Source organism: Cloacibacterium sp. Arc13 (genome assembly GCF_041431305.1).
In the GTDB taxonomy this organism is placed as follows: Bacteria; Bacteroidota; Bacteroidia; order Flavobacteriales; family Weeksellaceae; genus Cloacibacterium; species Cloacibacterium caeni_B.
Genome location: NZ_JASMRM010000002.1, coordinates 288,938 through 306,168, shown reverse-complemented (window position 1 = coordinate 306,168; position 17,231 = coordinate 288,938). Strand labels below are relative to the sequence as shown.

17 protein-coding genes are annotated in these 17,231 nt (G+C 32.5%); 6 read left to right on the top strand and 11 right to left on the bottom strand.

From position 1 onward, the window contains the following. Nucleotides 1-47: 47 nt before the first annotated feature. Nucleotides 48-422 (top strand): DUF779 domain-containing protein, encoded by a 375-nt coding sequence (locus tag QO190_RS03280; protein ID WP_371461130.1) that lies wholly within the window; start codon nt 48-50, stop codon nt 420-422. Between the two features lie 892 nt (nt 423-1,314). Beyond that, nucleotides 1,315-3,363 carry a M48 family metalloprotease gene (locus QO190_RS03275; protein WP_371461132.1) on the top strand — a complete coding sequence of 683 codons (2,049 nt, stop codon included), beginning with the start codon at nt 1,315-1,317 and terminating at the stop codon, nt 3,361-3,363. A 2-nt stretch (nt 3,364-3,365) separates the two neighbouring features. Here the strand turns inward: QO190_RS03275 and rluF are convergent, their stop codons facing one another. From rluF to QO190_RS03245, 6 genes are all read right to left on the bottom strand, one after another. Then, nucleotides 3,366-4,085: a 23S rRNA pseudouridine(2604) synthase RluF gene (gene rluF, locus QO190_RS03270; protein WP_371461133.1), complete on the bottom strand. Its 720-nt coding sequence runs from the start codon at nt 4,083-4,085 to the stop codon at nt 3,366-3,368. Between the two features lie 14 nt (nt 4,086-4,099). After that, complete coding sequence (locus QO190_RS03265) at nt 4,100-4,654, bottom strand: hypothetical protein (RefSeq protein WP_371461134.1); 555 nt, start codon at nt 4,652-4,654, stop codon at nt 4,100-4,102. A 2-nt stretch (nt 4,655-4,656) separates the two neighbouring features. Continuing rightward, complete coding sequence (gene truB, locus QO190_RS03260) at nt 4,657-5,355, bottom strand: tRNA pseudouridine(55) synthase TruB (protein ID WP_371461135.1); 699 nt, start codon at nt 5,353-5,355, stop codon at nt 4,657-4,659. A gap of 21 nt (nt 5,356-5,376) precedes the next feature. After that, nucleotides 5,377-6,192 carry an undecaprenyl-diphosphate phosphatase gene (locus tag QO190_RS03255; protein ID WP_371461136.1) on the bottom strand — a complete coding sequence of 272 codons (816 nt, stop codon included), beginning with the start codon at nt 6,190-6,192 and terminating at the stop codon, nt 5,377-5,379. A gap of 78 nt (nt 6,193-6,270) precedes the next feature. Beyond that, a complete protein-coding gene (locus QO190_RS03250; RefSeq protein ID WP_371461137.1) occupies nt 6,271-6,546 on the bottom strand; it encodes a DUF3098 domain-containing protein in 276 nt (91 codons plus the stop codon). A gap of 12 nt (nt 6,547-6,558) precedes the next feature. Continuing rightward, nucleotides 6,559-7,458, bottom strand: a complete 900-nt coding sequence (locus QO190_RS03245) for a cell division protein FtsX (protein WP_371461138.1) — start codon at nt 7,456-7,458, stop codon at nt 6,559-6,561. A gap of 89 nt (nt 7,459-7,547) precedes the next feature. Here QO190_RS03245 and rsmA point away from each other — a divergent pair, with 89 nt between their 5' ends. Then, a complete protein-coding gene (gene rsmA / locus QO190_RS03240) occupies nt 7,548-8,321 on the top strand; it encodes a 16S rRNA (adenine(1518)-N(6)/adenine(1519)-N(6))-dimethyltransferase RsmA (protein ID WP_371461139.1) in 774 nt (257 codons plus the stop codon). On the opposite strand, the gene QO190_RS03235 is transcribed toward rsmA, so the two are convergent. Next, nucleotides 8,318-8,845 (bottom strand): coiled-coil domain-containing protein, encoded by a 528-nt coding sequence (locus tag QO190_RS03235; protein WP_371461141.1) that lies wholly within the window; start codon nt 8,843-8,845, stop codon nt 8,318-8,320. The two genes, rsmA and QO190_RS03235, sit on opposite strands and share 4 nt — an antisense overlap. A gap of 133 nt (nt 8,846-8,978) precedes the next feature. On the opposite strand from QO190_RS03235, the gene mgtE reads away from it, so the two are divergent. Then, nucleotides 8,979-10,328, top strand: coding sequence for a magnesium transporter (gene mgtE / locus QO190_RS03230; protein WP_371461142.1), 1,350 nt, complete (start codon nt 8,979-8,981; stop codon nt 10,326-10,328). Between the two features lie 9 nt (nt 10,329-10,337). Here mgtE and QO190_RS03225 read toward each other — a convergent pair whose 3' ends face one another. From QO190_RS03225 to QO190_RS03210, 4 genes are all read right to left on the bottom strand, one after another. Continuing rightward, a complete protein-coding gene (locus QO190_RS03225) occupies nt 10,338-11,105 on the bottom strand; it encodes a TIGR02757 family protein (RefSeq protein ID WP_371461427.1) in 768 nt (255 codons plus the stop codon). A gap of 104 nt (nt 11,106-11,209) precedes the next feature. Then, on the bottom strand, nt 11,210-12,124 hold the full coding sequence (locus tag QO190_RS03220; RefSeq protein ID WP_371461143.1) for a ribonuclease Z: 915 nt from the start codon (nt 12,122-12,124) through the stop codon (nt 11,210-11,212). Nucleotides 12,125-12,256: 132 nt separating this feature from the next. Beyond that, complete coding sequence (rdgB, locus tag QO190_RS03215) at nt 12,257-12,826, bottom strand: RdgB/HAM1 family non-canonical purine NTP pyrophosphatase (RefSeq protein ID WP_371461145.1); 570 nt, start codon at nt 12,824-12,826, stop codon at nt 12,257-12,259. Between the two features lie 46 nt (nt 12,827-12,872). Then, nucleotides 12,873-13,712, bottom strand: a complete 840-nt coding sequence (locus QO190_RS03210) for a lysostaphin resistance A-like protein (protein ID WP_371461147.1) — start codon at nt 13,710-13,712, stop codon at nt 12,873-12,875. Nucleotides 13,713-13,908: 196 nt separating this feature from the next. Between QO190_RS03210 and QO190_RS03205 the strand changes: the two genes are divergently transcribed. Both QO190_RS03205 and QO190_RS03200 read left to right on the top strand, forming a co-directional pair. Continuing rightward, nucleotides 13,909-15,504 (top strand): peptide chain release factor 3, encoded by a 1,596-nt coding sequence (locus tag QO190_RS03205; RefSeq protein ID WP_371461148.1) that lies wholly within the window; start codon nt 13,909-13,911, stop codon nt 15,502-15,504. 182 nt (nt 15,505-15,686) lie between these two features. Next, the gene (locus QO190_RS03200) at nt 15,687-16,853 is read left to right on the top strand and encodes a DUF4349 domain-containing protein (RefSeq protein ID WP_371461149.1); all 1,167 of its coding nucleotides are present in this window, start codon (nt 15,687-15,689) and stop codon (nt 16,851-16,853) included. Nucleotides 16,854-17,231: the final 378 nt, after the last annotated feature.

Genomic DNA, 17,231 nt, shown 5'->3' with positions numbered 1-17,231 from the left:
TTGTTCATCAGCATTCCTTTTTTTAATTTTATAAAAAAATTTTAGAAATGGTAAAAAGGTTAGACGTAACAGCAAAAGCGTTGGAAGTCATTAAAACGCTAAAAGAAAAACACGGTGATTTAATGTTTTACCAAGCTGGGGGTTGCTGCGAAGGAACCCAGCCTCAATGTTTTGAAAAAGGAGGTTTCTACGTAAGAACCAATGATGCTATGATTGGTTTGGTAGATGGTTTTGAATTTTGGATTGATAGAGATTTATTTGAATACTGGAAATTTTCACATTTCACGTTAGATGTTACAGACGGTTTCGGACCAGGCGGTTTTTCTCTGGAAACACCATTAGGAATAACTTTTAAAATTATTTACAGACTTTTTACTGAAGAGGAATTAAAACATCTAGAGCCTGTAAAAAGAATGGAGTAATCTGGTAATTGATAACTTTTCAATCTATTGAAAATTAAAAACTAATACATTTTTATGAGGCTTCCTAAGTGTTTATTTTGTGAATAAAATTGTAACCTTCCATCAATAAAGACTTTTAGAGGAAAAGGATTGTGCATAAATCATATCTTAAAGTGAGTAAACAGAAAGCAAATTAGTCTATAAAAAGTAAATTTCTACGCTATCTTTACATCAATAAACAAGTCAAACTTTTAGGTTGAAAATTGAAAGTTGTGAAGTTTCTTCAAACTTGATTTTAATACCAAAAAAAGAACAAAGTTTAATTTATTAATAAATAGTTTTTAAAATTTTCTCACAAGAATTTTGAAACAAAGAGATAAAGAAACTTAGATTCTTAAAGTAAGACTTAAAAATAGTCAACGTAGACTTTGGTTGTTTTTCAGAAGAATACAGAAGTGTTTGACAAGAAAATAGCTCAACCCAAATTCAAGTTGATAAAATTGCCCGAGCAATGGAATATGTTTTAATGAAAAATGGCAAAATTTTTAGAAATATCTGCGGATAGAATTTAAAAAGATGCAATTAAACATTTTTCGGGAGTTGAAGCAATAAAGATTGCAGAGGCAATGTTTCCGGACTGATGACAGAAACGACAATGCTTTGAGAAAAGCAAAGAAGTTTTGCCATCAGTCTTTTTTATTTTCCACTTTTTTATTATTTTTACTCTGTAAAACAATAACCATGAGATCTTAGAAATTCTCCTTTCTTATTTTTAAGATTTCTTAAAAATTTTTAAAAATGGGAAATACCACATAATTCCTCAGAGTACTCTACTCTTTTTTCAAAAAAATCTTTTCTAGAATTTGATTTTATGTTCCTTTAGTAAAAAAACAAAAAAATAATCATTAAACCAATGTCTAAAAAAACATTACCTCCTATCTCTTCGGAGTATAAAAAACAAGTAACCAAGGCTATTCTCTACATCATTTTATTCTTTTTAGTTTATTTAGTATTAATCACTTTGGCACTAATATTAGTCGCTGCTATTGGCTATTTAGTATTTGAAATCATTGCAAATTTTAGATTCAATTATTTGGTTATTTTGCTTTCTGGTGGTCTAATAGGAATGGCGGTTTTTATATTGATTTTCTTGGTTAAATTTATTTTTAATTTTCAGAAAAATGATACCAGCGCATTTATCGAAATCAAAAGAAATCAAGAACCCGAACTTTTTAAATTAATAGATGAAGTAGTTCAAGAAGTAGGAACAGATCAACCTAAAAAGCTGTTTTTATCTGATGATGTAAATGCTTTTGTAAACTACAACTCTCCTTTTTGGAGCATGTTTTTCCCAGTAAGAAAAAATCTTACTATAGGAATGGGTTTAATCAATACCACTACGGTAAGTGAATTAAAAGCGATTCTTGCACACGAATTTGGACATTTTTCTCAAAAAAGCATGAAGGTAGGAAGCTATGTAAATCAAGCCAATAAAATGATTTACGACATGCTGTACAATAACAAAGGTTTTGCAGATTCTATGGAAAGTTTTGCGAGTACTCATGCTATCATTGCACTTTTTACAAGATTGGCAGCGTGGATTATTGAAGGAATTCAATGGGTGTTGACTAAGTTTTATGATTTTTTATATCTGAAACACATGTCGCTAAGCAGACAGATGGAATTTAATGCAGATGCAATCGCTACGTATGTGGTAGGTGCCGATGTTAAAACCTCTGCTCTTCTAAGATTAGACCTTTCAGAATCGGCGCTTTCTAATGCGATGAATTTTTACCTTGACAAAAATGTAAAAGCCGACACCAAAAATATCTACCAAAATCAGACTACCTTGTTGCATTATTTTGCTCAAGAAAATAACCATGAAATTAAAAATGATTTGCCGTATATCAATATAAATGAAATAGAAAGGTATAATAAATCTAAGCTTCAAATTGAAGATCAATGGGCTTCTCACCCAACCATAAAACAAAGAATTGAAGCCATCAAAAAACTCAATATTCCTTCTGAAAAGGTAGACAATAGGATTTCTAAAAACATTTTGAAGCATTTTGATAAATACGCAGAGAAATTTACCAATAAACTCTTCGAGTATAATATGCTTACGCATACAGAAGAATTTCTTTCCGAGGAAGAATTCAGAGAGCAATATAAAAGCATAGTGAATGAAAAGTCCTTCCATAAGATTTTTAATTCTTATTATGATTTTAAAAATCCAATTTTCGAAAATATTGAAAATGAAACTTCTACTGTAGATGATGTCATAGCTCAAGATTTTTTCTCAGACGAAAAAGTAAGCCTTGTCTTTGAAAAAAATGCATTAGAAAACGATGCTAAAGTCTTAGAAATGATTCAAAATGGAACGTATAAATTGAAAACCTTTGATTATGACGGTGCAAAATTCACCAAAAGTCAAACACCAAAAGTCCTGAAAATTCTAAAACAAAGAGAAGAACAAGTTGACCAAAAAATCAAAGAAAATGATGATGCTATTTTAAAGTATCTTTTGCATAAAGCTTCGCATGAACAGAAAGAAAAATTTTCTGAATTGGCTAACCGTTTTACACAGACAGATAAAGATTTTGATGAGTATTACAATGCTTTCCAAGAGTTTGTTCCATATATCAATTTCATGTCTCAAAGGCTTGATTTCGAAACGATTATGAGAAACAGAAACATTATGGTTTCTAAAGAAAAGATTTTCAAAAAGAAAGTTACAGAGCTTTTATCTTCTACTTTTGCCATGTATATGGAAGAAGAAGACCAAGAAGTGCTAAGAGAATATGTGGATGCAGATTTTATCTACTTCGAAAACAATAAGTATAACGATTCAGAAATACAGATTTTAGACAAAGCTCTAGGGAAATACCAAGAAACCATGAGCAAATCTTATTTCAAATTGAAAAAAGAATTATTAGAACTCATGGTAGAAATTTTAGAATAATTTTAATCCACCGTTTTACTAGAATCTTGGAGAAGTTGAGCCAGTTCTTTCATTTCAGCATCGGTTAAATCTCTCCATTTTCCTATGGGTAGATCCAGTTTGATGTTCATGATTCTAATGCGCTTCAGTTTTTTTACTTCGTAACCTAGGTATTCGCACATTCTACGAATTTGGCGGTTTAAACCTTGGGTAAGAACAATTCTAAATTGCAAAGTATCAATTTGTTCTACTTCACATTTTTTGGTTACAGTGTCTAAAATCGGAACACCATTGCGCATTTTTTCTAGAAATTTGGGTGTAATGGGTTTGTCTACACGTACAATGTATTCTTTTTCGTGGTTGTTTCTTGCGCGTAAAATTTTATTCACAATATCACCGTCAGAAGTCAATAAAATCAATCCTTCACTAGGTTTATCAAGTCTACCGATGGGGAAAATTCTTTTCGGGTGATTGATGTAATCTATGATGTTATTTTTCTCACGCTTGGTATCTGTGGTACAAACAATTCCGATGGGTTTGTTAAAGGCGATATAAACGTGTTTTTTTTCTGTTTTTTTGATGTTTTTGCCATCTACGCAAATTTCATCAGCATCAGAAACTTTAGTTCCTAATTCTGGCTTTTTGCCATTGATGGTAATTCTTCCTTGTTCCAAAAGTTTATCAGCTTCTCTTCTCGAACAAAAACCTACTTCTGATAAATATTTATTGATACGCGTTTCCACAAATTTTATTTTTTTTATTCTTCTCTCACTTTATTGGAGTGAAAAGTAATTCCAAGATTTAACCCAATATAAAAGTTACTCTTTAGTCCATCTCCGAAATTCATGCTGTGATTTTCCAGAAAAAAGGAGTAATAATAATTCATTCTCACATTAATTGGGTTTTGGTCACCAATGCCTAAAGTATATACTCTGGCTTTTTTCACATCACTTTTAGTAAGGGCAAATCCAGCATTGAGATAAATGTATCCAGAATCTGCGGCATTGTCTAAATAAATTTTTGGCTGAACCAAGAAATACAAATTATGGATATTATCATAAATGTAATTGTATCGAAAACCAGCGCCTAAACCTATTTTATGAATCGGTTGAAAACCAATAACAGAAGTGATTCCTGCATTGACATTAAAATCTACATTATTATCTTCATTCACGATATCTGCAACTGCTTTTGCTAATCCATAGGCAACTTGCGCATCTGTGCTCCAATAAATTCCTTGATTAAGATTTTCTTTTTGTTGTGAATATCCTAAAAAACTAATAAAAATGAATAAAAAGTAATAGTTTTTCATGGTTAGAAATTTTCAAATCTAAACTCATTTTCCAAAATTTCTGCATGTGCATTTTCTACATGGTACTCTCCTATTTTGGTTCTTCTGAGTTGAGTAAGATAAGCACCAACTCCTAAACTTTGACCAATATCATGCGCTAAACTTCTGATGTACGTTCCTTTGCTGCAACCTACGGTAAAAGTAACAAGAGGAATATGAATTTCGATGTTATTGAGATAATGAATAGTCGTTTTTCTAGATTTCATTTCTACTTCTTGACCAGCTCTTGCTAAATCATAAGCGCGGTTTCCATCTATTTTTATGGCTGAAAAAACAGGCGGTTTTTGCTCAATTTCTCCTACAAATTTTGCCAAAGTTTCTTGGATGAAATCTTCTGTAATGTGTGAATAATCGGTATTAAGTATTTCTGGTTTTTCGGTATCATAAGATTCGGTTTGTACGCCAATTTTTATTTCGGCGATGTATTCTTTTGGCGCATCTTGAATTTCCGGAATTTTCTTGGTGAATTTTCCGGTGCATACAATCAATAAGCCTGTTGCTCTAGGATCAAGAGTTCCAGCATGACCGATTTTAAATTTTTTAGGAAGATGGAACTCTCTTTTGAGTTTGTACTTCAATTTATTAACAGCCTGAAAACTGGTCCAATCCAAAGGCTTGTCCACCAAAAGTACTTGTCCGTTTAAAAAATCTTCTGCGTTCAAAGTAAAAAGTATAATATGAAATTACTTCACCCAACCAAAATAAATCAGCAATAAAATCCCTGCGATAATTCTATACCAACCCCAAGGTTTGAAGCCGTATTTGGTCAAAACACCAATGAAAAACTTAATCGCAATAACTGCTACTACAAAGGCTACCAAATTCCCCACGAAAAAACTCATCGTGTTTTCTGGAGTCGCAAATATCATTTCGTAACCTTTTTGCTCCACTCCATTATGATTCCAATCTTTTACAAAAATCGAATAAAAGGTAACCGCTAACATAGTAGGAACTGCCAAAAAGAATGAAAACTCTGCGGCAGCTTTTCTGGTAAGGTTTTGTTGCATTCCACCAATAATAGAAGCCGCACTTCTACTCGTTCCTGGCATCATCGCAAGACATTGCCAAAAACCAATCGTTAATGCTTTTTTGAAAGTAATATCTTTTTCATCATCTATCGTATGTTTGGTGAAAATCTGGTCGATAAAAAGTAAAATAATACCACCTACAATCAGAACAACTGCAATGGGAATTGGTTTTTCTAATACTGTTTCTATTTTATCATCAAATAATTTTCCTAGAACCAAAGCTGGTAAAACGGCAACTGCCAATTTTAAATAGAATTTGATGTTTTTAAAATCAAAAAATTTCTTCCAATACAAAAATACTACCGCCAAAATAGCTCCAAACTGAATAGAAACTTGAAACATTTTAACAAATTCATCTTCTTGAATTCCAAAAAATGAACTCGTGAAAATCATGTGTGCGGTAGAAGAAACGGGTAAATATTCGGTAAGTCCTTCTACGATTGCAATGATAATTGCTCTGATTAAATCCATAAACTGTATTGTGATAAAAAAATTAAAAGATTCAAATACCAATTCAAATCTTTTAATTCTTTAGTTTTTAAAATGTTTTTATTTGTTTCTTTTAAGAATCGCGAAAACCTGAACTACAAATCCAGAAATCACCAATAACGGCGCTATTCTGATTCTTCTGATGGAAAAAATGTCTTCATTCCAAGCATTAGGATCTAGTTTTCCGTCGACTGTATTTGCATCTGGACCGAGCATTAAAAGAAATCCTGCTAAAATTAAAGCCAATCCCACCAACATCAGTTGATAGTTTTTTTTGCCAAAATAAAAAGGATTGTGCTGTGATTCAGACTTTTCTATAGTTTGTTTTTTAGACATTTTTAAAATTTTCTATGAGTAATATAAATCATCTACGCTAGATGCTAAGAATCTCCAAGTTGCAAAAACTGTACTGATGACGGTAATAAGAATTCCCACTCCAAAAACGATTGCAACTAACCAAATGTATTGATTGGTGTCTTGTACAAATGGAGTCCCGATTTCGCTGGTAAAGAAATACCAACCTGTAAATAAGGCAGTTAAGCCAATAATAGCACCTATAATTCCTAAAATTACCGCTTCTTTTACAAATGGTTTTAAGATGAATCTGCGTTTTGCACCTACCAATTGCATAGTCTTGATAATGAAACGTTTAGAGAATATTTTTAAACGGATAGAATTGTTAATCAACACCATTGCTACGATTAAGAATAAGATAGAAAATGCCAAAATCCAAGTCAAAATTCTATTGAGGTTATTGTAAACTTCAATCGTTAATTTACTATCGTTTTTCACTTCTTTTACGCCTTCTACTTCATTCAGTTTTTTTACAACGTCACTTATTTTTGCAGGATCTACGTATTCTGGTTTCAAAGTAACTTCCACAGATGGAGGAAAAATATCTCCTTCAAAAAGAGCATCTGTTTCTATACCCAATTGTTTTTTGGCAAGTTCAGTAGCTTCTTGCTTAGAAATAAATTTAGCTTTTTTCACAAAAGGCTGTAATTTTATTCTTTCGTAAGTTAATTTTTGCAACTGCTCTGCTTTGGCAGAATCTCTAGGGTCTATATAGTCATCAAAATAAGCTTCTACCACCAATTGCTCTTTGATATAATCCGAATATTTTTGAGCATTTATCAATATCAACCCAAAAAGTCCTACTAAAAATAATACCAATGCAATACTAATGGATACGGTAATGTTGCTAGAACGGAGCCTTTTCTTGTTTAAATCTTCTGCTAATTTTGCCATCAATAAAAAATTTTCTGCTAAAATAGAAAAAAAACTCCGAAATTTGCCCCTGAACAAACACAAAACTGTGTTAAAAAATCTTAAAAATTTTGAACGTAAAAGCAAAAAAACATCTTGGTCAGCATTTTTTAACTGACGAAAATATTGCCAAAAAAATTGTAGAAGGTCTTGACTTTCAACCATATCAATATGTATTAGAAGTAGGTCCTGGAACTGGTGTTTTAACCAAATATCTCCTCGAAAAACCTACGGAAACTTACGTTGCAGAAATAGACACAGAATCCATAGAATACCTAAAATTACATTATCAAAAACTTGAAAATAAACATTTTACAGGTGATTTTCTCAAAATTAATTTAAGTGATGTTTTCTCTGGAGAAGTGGCGGTAATTGGCAATTTTCCTTACAATATTTCGTCTCAGATTCTTTTTAAGATTATAGAAAATTATCAGCAGATTCCAGAAATGGTGGGAATGTTCCAAAAGGAAGTGGCAGAACGTACAGCTGCGGTTCCTAGAACCAAAGATTATGGAATTTTGTCGGTTTTGGTTCAAGCGTATTATGATGTAAAATATCTGTTTACCGTTCACGAAAACGTTTTTAATCCACCTCCAAAAGTAAAATCTGGAGTCATCAAACTTACCAGAAACAGAAAAGAAGGTTTAGAAGGTAATGAAGTTCTTTTCAAACAGATTGTAAAAACGGGTTTTGGCCAAAGAAGAAAAAAACTGAGTAATGCACTGAAATCTCTAGATATTCCAGAAGTGTTAAAATCTCATGCATTTATGGATAAACGTGCAGAAGAACTGAGTGTAGAAGATTTCATCAACTTCACGAAAGAATGGAAAGCTGCAAAAAATTAATTAAAATCTTTCTGAATTAAATCTTCAAGTTTTGCTTGTAAATCGTGAATTTTCGCTTTTAATTCCTTGATTTCTTGCTTGTTATTAGAAACATTGCTCTTGAGAATTACTTTTTGAGCTTTTTCTTTGTGTTCATCTTCGTCTTCATCATCAGCAATCTCGTCGATGTCTTCCTGAATTTCGTCAATATCTTCCTGAATTTCATCGATGTCTTCTTGGATTTCATCAATGTCTTCCTGAATTTCGTTTACATCTTCTTTAATCACTTCGATGTGTTTATTGCTCTTGTTCACAGACATTTGAATGAAAATCGACAAGTAAATGGCTTCCAAAGAAACAATGGTAGTGAGAACCAAAAGCATTTCTTCGAATTCCACCACTTTAAATAACGGAAGTAAAAAACTGGTGATAAATAGCAAAGTGTGAAAGACCAATGAAGAGGTAGAACCAATCCAACTGATAACGCTGTCTGCCATTTTATCGAGCATCGTAATATTTTCTGTTTTAAGTTCTCTAAACTTCATTTTGCTTAATTTTTTGACAAAATTACGATTAAAAATCGACTAAAATTTGACTTTAATGATTATTAATGCGAATTTTTGAACTCTTATTTTGTATTTTTGCAAAAATTCTAACTTTTTATCCCTATTAATTTCTGTGATTGAAGAGCAAAAAATATCTCACACCTTACAATTTCTCATCGAAGAAAGAAATGTAAAAGCTGTTTCTGAAGCTATTTCGGAAGTGGAAGCGGTAGATATTGCCAATATTTTTGAAATTCTAGAAGAAGAAGATCAAAAATTTCTTTACGAAATTATGGATAATGAGCGCTCTGCAGAAGTACTACTCTACATAGACGAAGACGAGCGTAAAAAATTCCTAAAAAACTTCTCTACCAAAGAGATTGCAGATAATATCATCAACGAAATTGATTCCGATGATGCGGCAGATATTATTGCAGAATTACCTGAATATCAACAAGATGAAATTATTCAGCACTTAAATGACGAGGAACACGCACAGAATATTGTAGAACTTTTGCGTTATGATGAAGATGTTGCAGGTGGTTTGATGGCAACCGAATTGGTAAAAGTGAATCAAAATCTTTCTATCATTTCTGCGGTCAAAGAGATGCGTAAACAAGCCGAAGAAATGGAAGAAGTTTACTCTATTTATGTAGTAGATGATTCCGAAAAATTACTCGGGTTGTTAAGTCTCAAAAAATTATTAACTACTTCATCTTCTACTCGAGTTTCTGATGTTTATAACTCTAAAATTCAATATGTTAAAGATACAGAATCTGCTGAAGAAGTAGCGCGTTTCATGCAAAAATATGACTTGTTCGAAGTTCCTGTTGTAGATAAATTAGGAAAATTAGTCGGAAGAATTACCGTGGATGATGTTATCGACTTTATTACCGAAGAAGCAGAAAAAGATTACCAGTTAGCATCGGGGATTTCTCAAGACGTTGACTCTAGTGACACCATTTTTCATTTAACCAAAGCGAGATTACCTTGGCTATTCATTGGAATGGTAGGTGGTTTAATTGGTTCTAGAGTTTTGCAAAGCAATCAAAATGCGATGCACGACATTCCTGCATTGATGTTTTTCGTGCCGCTGATTGCGGCAACTGCGGGAAATATTGGAGTTCAAGCTTCGGCGATTATCGTACAAGGTTTAGCAAATAACACTTTAGGAAAAGATACTTTTAAAACTTTATTCAAAGAAGTAAGCGTTTCTGCAGCTTCAGGAATGATACTTTCTTTAATTATTTTTGGATTCAATTTATTGATTAACCATAATGATTTGATGGTTTCTGTGACCATCTCTATTTCTCTTTTAGCAGTAATTATGGTAGCGGCGATTATTGGAACCATTGTTCCTATTGTTCTGGAGAAAAATAAAATAGACCCCGCAATTGCTACAGGTCCGTTTATCACGACTTCTAATGATATTTTAGGTGTGTTAATCTACTTTGCCATCGCAAAAGCACTCCTCCACATTTAGAAAAGTTTTCTATAATAATTCTTTAGAAACACCAATCCCAAAAAGCGCATAATCGTATACAGCAGGATCTTCTGGATTGTATTTTCTGATGATTTGGTCGAGTTCTTCTACGGCTTTCCAATCGTTTTGAGTTCTGGTGAGAATCCCTAATTTTCTGGAAATATTCGCAGTGTGAACATCCAATGGAATGGATAAATATTGAGGAGAAAGGTTTTTCCAAATGCCAAAATCTACGCCTTTTTTATCTTGGCGAACCATCCATCGCAGAAACATGACCAATCTTTTTGAAGCAGAATTTTTATAAGGCGAACTCACATGTTTATGGCTTCTGTGCGGAATTTCTCCTAAAAAACGAGTTCTAAATCTTTCGATGGCATGGTAATAATTTTTTTCGTTTTCTTTTAAAAGAAATAAGTTTTCTAAACTTTCAAATTCAGTGTAAACGCTTTTTAAATTTAAAATGAACTGTTGAAAATCTTCGGCTGAAAAAGTTCTGTGAACGGCTTTATTTTCTAATTTTTTGAAATCTTTTTGGCTCGCATTCATTACAAAATCATACGGAGAATTTCCCATGAATTGAATGATTTTTTGAGCAGATGTAATGATGGATTTTCTATTTCCCCAAGCGATTGTAGCCGCGAAAAATCCTGAAATTTCTATGTCTTGTTTCAAAGAAAACTGATGCGGAATAGAAATAGGGTCTAATTCAATAAAATCTACATGATTGTATTGTTCGGCTTTTTGGTTTAGAAATTCAAAGATTTCTTGCTCGTTCATCATAATTTGTGGGATGATGGATGTTTGATGTTTTAAATTTTACTGGCTGACTAGACTGAAGTTCTAACTGCGAAATAAAAATGATAAATCAAAAATCGTAAATCTTAAATTTTAACGGCTTCCAATTGCTTCGGAAGATAAGTTTCAGGGAAAATTTCACACGCTTCATTGAGAAAAACCGACAAATCATTGTAGCGATTAGAAAAATGACCTAAAATCAATTTTTTAACATTGGCTTTTCTGGCAATTTTAGCAGCTTCTAGAGCAGTAGAATGACCGGTATAATCTGCCATTTTCTTTAAATCATGTAAAAAAGTTGCTTCGTGATACAAAACATCTACATTTTTAATAATAGGAATAATGCTCTCTAAATATCGAGTATCACTACAAAAAGCATAAGAAACAGAAGGTTCTGCAGGTTTCGTTAAATTTTCATTTTTGAGAATATAACCATCGCTCAACTGAATATTTTTGCCACGTTTTAAATTGTGATAATCACAGATTTCAATTTCAGGATATTTAGAAATTTCCTGCATATTGAGGTGTCTTTCTTTTGGTTTTTCCTTAAAAAGATAGCCGTTACAGTAAATTCTATGGTCTAACGGAATAGTGAAAACCTCTACTCGATTATCCTCAAAAACTTTTTCTGATTTTTTAGAAGAAAGTTCATGGAAAACCACTTCGAAGCCTTGGTGCGTTTCGGTAATTCTAAAAATAGTTTCCATCATTTCTTTAATTCCTTTCGGACCGTACACATGAAGTGGAGTTTCTCTACCCAAAAGTCTAAAACTAGAAATCAATCCCGGCAAACCAAAAACATGGTCACCATGAAGGTGCGAGATAAAAATGTGATTAATTTTAGAAAATTTGGCTTTAGCTTTTCTCAATTGAACTTGTGTTCCTTCGCCGCAATCGATGAGGAAACAACGCTCTTCCATTTCTAGAAATTGCGCAGTAGGTGCAGATTTCACGGTAGGAATTGCTGAGTTATAGCCGAGAATTGTTAAATAGGTGCTCAAAATGCTTAAATGATGATTTTTAGAGGTTTAAAGTCTGCAAATTTCGTGAAAATTATTCTAATATCAAAAGTAGAAAACTATTTATTAATCTGTGAAATCTGTGGAATCTGTGGGATATTTTTTATAAAAAAATTATTTTTCTAAAAATGCAAGAAATTTATCTAAAGCATTTTTGCGGTGACTCATGGCATTTTTTTGTTCTGCAGGCATATCTGCAAAAGAAATTTCATGATTTTTGGGAATGAAAATCGGGTCATAACCGAAACCTTTGTTTCCACTTCTTTCGGTGCTTAAATCTCCATAAACTCTACCTTCAAAGTATTCTACTCCATGTTCATTATACAAGCATAAAACGGTGATGAAATAAGCTTCTCTATCATTTTTGTCTTGCATTTCTTCAAGAACTTTGGTCATGTTTTTATCAAAATCATGATTCCCTGCATAACGTGCAGAATAGATTCCCGGTCTTCCATCAAGTGCAGGAACCACCAATCCAGAATCGTCTCCTAAACTGGGTTTTCCAGTTTTTTCGAAGCAGAATTTGGCTTTAATGAAAGCGTTTTCGTGGAAAGAATTTCCGTCTTCTATAATTTCGTCGTGAATATGATAATCAGTAAGTGAAGTAATGTGGTATTTTTCGCCTAAAATCTGTTGAATTTCTTCTTTCTTGTGTAAGTTGTGCGTGGCAACGAGGATTTCCATTATGTAATATTAAATATAAGATTTATAATTTTTAAATTTTTAGCGCTTATTCTCTGTAATAAATTCTATTTCGGTACATGAATAAATAATAAGAAACAGATAAAAGTACAATTCCTACTATAAGGCCGTAATATTCAGAAAGATGTAAGTTTTCAGTCACGCTTTCTGAATTGCCATTCAGTAATAAATAGGCAGAAATAAAATTATTAAAAGCATGTAATAAAATGGGCATTAATAAGGATTTAGTCTTGTAATAAACTACGCCTAAAACCAATCCTAATAAAAATGCATTGACTGTTTGCCAAGGATTAAGATGAAAAATTCCAAAGGCTAAAGCTGAAAAAATAATCGCTTTTGCTGGTTTTACACCTTTATTAATCAATCCTTTTTGAATGATGCCTCTAAAGAGGATTTCTTCTAAAAAGGGCGCAAAAAGCACCGTAAGAAGATAAATTCCCGCAGTATCTGTAGCGATGGTGCTAAAAGCATCAGACATTTGATCGTACAAAGGGCCAAAAAACTCTCCTTCAATAGGAATTCTTGAAACTAAAAACTCAGAAACCAACATCATTCCCAGCATCATAGGAAAAATCATAAGATAAACATGAAAAGGTCTGGTTTGCATGTTAAAATTGAGCTTTTTTCCTTGACTTTTCATCACAAAAACATCAAAACCTATAATCGGAAAAAGCACTGTACAGAGATAGCTCACGATGAAAAATACCATACTGCTTTGGATTTCTGCATAGCCTTGTTTAAGAATAAAATAAGCAAAAAGCGTATATAACCCTAAGACCATGATTCCAATAAATAGTCCAGCAAATAAAGCTGCCGCCGCTTTGAAATCAAATATGTAATTTCTGTATTTTGTATTGTCTATACTCATAAAGGATGATAAGTTGATGGGTGTTCAAAAAAAATCTAAAGAAAAATTTCTAAAAACTTATTTTTTTTCAAAGATAGAAAAATGCGGGAAGCTAGATGTCAGAAGCTGGAAGATTTTTGCGCCTTTGCGTTGAAATACATCTATCATTTTCAAATCTCGATAAAAATAACGATTTTTGCAACTTCAAAATTTACAAATGAGTTTATTACAAGAAATATCAAAACGTAAAACTTTCGGGATTATCTCTCACCCAGATGCTGGAAAAACTACTTTGACGGAGAAATTACTTCTTTTCGGGGGAGCAATTCAGGAAGCAGGTGCTGTAAAATCGAATAAAATTAAAAAAGGAGCAACTTCCGATTTTATGGAAATCGAAAGACAAAGAGGGATTTCGGTGGCGACTTCGGTTTTAGCATTTGAATATAAAGGAAAGAAAATCAACATTCTCGATACACCTGGTCACAAAGATTTTGCGGAAGATACTTATAGAACGCTTACTGCGGTAGATTCTGTAATTGTAGTAATAGACGTAGCAAAAGGTGTGGAAGAGCAAACTGAAAAATTGGTAGAAGTTTGTAGGATGCGTAAAATCCCAATGTTGGTCTTCATCAATAAATTAGACCGTGAAGGAAAAGATGCATTTGATTTGCTGGATGAAGTTGAACAAAAATTAGGCTTAAAAGTAGTTCCGCTTTCACTTCCGATTGGTATGGGAAGTGATTTCCAAGGAATTTATAATATTTGGGAGAAAAACATTCAGTTGTTTCTTGAAGAAAAGAAACAAAAAGTAGGCGAAAGCATCGTTATCAATGATATTAATGACAGTTCAGTAGATGAAATCATCGGTGAAAAAGCTGCAGCTACTTTAAGAGATGAACTAGAACTTATAGAATCAGTTTATCCAGAATTTGACAGAGAACAATATCTTACTGGTGAACAGCAACCCGTGTTTTTTGGTTCAGCTTTGAATAATTTTGGGGTAAGAGAATTGCTAGATGCGTTTGTAGAAATTGCACCAATGCCTCAACCCAAAGAATCTGACCTTAGATTGGTAAAACCAGAAGAGAAAAATTTTACAGGATTTGTCTTTAAAATTCACGCCAATATGGATCCAAAACATCGTGATAGATTGGCTTTCGTGAAAATTGTTTCTGGAACTTTTAAGAGAAATGAAAACTATCTTCTCGTAAGAGAAGGTAAAAAAATGAAGTTTTCCTCGCCGAATGCTTTCTTTGCAGATAAAAAAGAAGTGGTAGACGAAAGTTTCCCTGGAGATATTGTAGGTTTACACGATACTGGAAGTTTCAGAATTGGAGATACTTTAACTGCTGGTGAAAAATTACAGTTCAAAGGAATCCCGAGTTTCTCACCAGAACATTTCCGTTATATCAATAATGATGATCCATTAAAAGCAAAACAATTAGCGAAAGGTATTGACCAATTAATGGATGAAGGTGTGGCGCAATTGTTCACATTGGAAATGAACGGCAGAAAAATTATTGGAACAGTGGGTGCGCTTCAGTACGAAGTTATTCAATACAGATTGGAGCATGAATACGGCGCAAAATGTACGTATGAACCGATTGGAATTCATAAAGCGTGTTGGATAGAAGCCGATGAAAAATCTGATGAATTCAAAGAATTTGCAAGATTAAAACAGCGTTTTATGGCGAGAGATAATCATGGTCAGTTGGTGTTTTTAGCAGATTCTGCTTTCACGATTCACATGACTCAAGAAAAATTCCCGAATGTAAAATTACACTTCATCAGTGAATGGAATCACGCGAAATAATTTTAAATTATAAATTTTAGATTATAAATGATCTTCAAGGAAACTTGGAGATTTTTTTTGTAAAAATTTTGAAAATTATTTTACAATTCATTGATTTTCAAAATTTTAATACAAATACGATTTTTTACCTATTTTTAGGGAACATTTTTTGTATTAAGTTTGGCATCAACAAAACTATTAAAATGAAGAAAACAATTTTTAGTCTTTTTACCGCTACTCTATTATTGGTGGCTTGTAATAAAACCGATATTCAACAAACGGCTGACTCCTTTAAAACTGCAGATAGCCTTTTTAACCAAGCAAAAGAAAGTTATCAAACCCTCGATTCTATTTCTAAAATCGTCAATGATTCTAACAGTACGGTAGGAAAAATAATCCTTCCAGAAATCAATAAGCATAAAGAAATCATAGAAGACGCCATTAAAAAAGGAAATGTAAACATAGATTCCCTCAACAAGGAATTTAAAAAATTAGATAACAAAAGCCAACAAGCACAAGACATTAGAAAAGCGATTGATTCGGCAAATAATGCCATAAAAAGCGGTGACAACGCTGCTGTAGTTATTGCTGAAACGGCCAATAAAATTTTGAAACAAACTTCTAAAAATAATACACAAAACCAATCTGAACCAGAGGTTCAAAATCAAAATCAAGTTCAGAATCAACCTATTCCTCAACGTGAACTCTACCCTATTGCGAAAACAACGAGATTGCAAGTTTCGGTAGAAGATTTGGCTGCTGCAAAAGCCCTGTTAAATCAAGAATTGAGCACTTACAATGCAGATATTATCACAGAAAATTATACCGAAAACGAAGGAATTGCCAAACAATATTTGACCGTAAAAGTACCATTGAGTAATTTTAATGAATTGGTGAATAAAATGAGCAGTCTGGGAAATGTAGAATCTAAAAATACAGAAGTGCAAGGCAATGATTATGTAGGAAGCCAAATGTGTGATGTGGAACTCACTTTGGTAGACAATACTCCAGAAACCAATAATGCTGAGGATTTAAACATTCTGAATGATGAACAAAAAGACGAAACTTTCGGGGATAAATCTTCTAATGCATTTATGAAAGGATTTGCGGTTTTGAGTGGATTATTTTTAGCGCTTATTCCGTTTTGGCCAATATTTTTAATCGGCGGGATTGTTTGGTATTTCGTGGTAAAAAGAAATAAGAAAAAACGCGAAGAAGAATTCCAAAGACAATTGGCTTTAGAAAGAGAAAAAATAAAAGCAGCGGAAGCATTAAAACCATCAGCAGAAACGCCTCAAAATGCACAACCAACAAATGCTGAGGAAAATAAAAACGATGACGATATTTCTAAATATATGCCGAAAGAGTAAAATTTATTGAGTTCACAATTTATTTACATATTTTCACATTTATGTAATCCCAATTAAACATAAAGTTTGTCATTCCGAAGGAATCTAAATTTTCTTTGTTGAGATGCTTCCAGCATGACAAACTATGTGTGTATTTTTTAAATTTTTTGATTAGCAGATTTAAATTTTACATGAATTTATCTTATACCCTCTAAAAATTTATAACAAAATCCTCCAGAATGTTCTGAAGGGTTTTTTAGTTAATAAGTATCATAATATAAACCACAATAATTACGGCTAGAGGAAATAAAGAGAGATAAAACTCACCTTTGCCTTTTTTATAAGCAAAAAAAGAGCTGATAATTGAAGAAATAATAAATAATGGAAATATTATTTCTA

Coding starts and splice junctions, on each gene's coding strand:
- QO190_RS03200 (WP_371461149.1), top strand. CDS start 15,687: ATGAAGAAAACAATTTTTAGTCTTTTTACCGCTACTCTATTATTGGTG.
- QO190_RS03250 (WP_371461137.1), bottom strand. CDS start 6,546: ATGTCTAAAAAACAAACTATAGAAAAGTCTGAATCACAGCACAATCCT.
- QO190_RS03255 (WP_371461136.1), bottom strand. CDS start 6,192: ATGGATTTAATCAGAGCAATTATCATTGCAATCGTAGAAGGACTTACC.
- QO190_RS03225 (WP_371461427.1), bottom strand. CDS start 11,105: ATGAACGAGCAAGAAATCTTTGAATTTCTAAACCAAAAAGCCGAACAA.
- QO190_RS03275 (WP_371461132.1), top strand. CDS start 1,315: ATGTCTAAAAAAACATTACCTCCTATCTCTTCGGAGTATAAAAAACAA.
- QO190_RS03265 (WP_371461134.1), bottom strand. CDS start 4,654: ATGAAAAACTATTACTTTTTATTCATTTTTATTAGTTTTTTAGGATAT.
- QO190_RS03205 (WP_371461148.1), top strand. CDS start 13,909: ATGAGTTTATTACAAGAAATATCAAAACGTAAAACTTTCGGGATTATC.
- QO190_RS03210 (WP_371461147.1), bottom strand. CDS start 13,712: ATGAGTATAGACAATACAAAATACAGAAATTACATATTTGATTTCAAA.
- QO190_RS03280 (WP_371461130.1), top strand. CDS start 48: ATGGTAAAAAGGTTAGACGTAACAGCAAAAGCGTTGGAAGTCATTAAA.
- rdgB (WP_371461145.1), bottom strand. CDS start 12,826: ATGGAAATCCTCGTTGCCACGCACAACTTACACAAGAAAGAAGAAATT.
- QO190_RS03235 (WP_371461141.1), bottom strand. CDS start 8,845: ATGAAGTTTAGAGAACTTAAAACAGAAAATATTACGATGCTCGATAAA.
- QO190_RS03245 (WP_371461138.1), bottom strand. CDS start 7,458: ATGGCAAAATTAGCAGAAGATTTAAACAAGAAAAGGCTCCGTTCTAGC.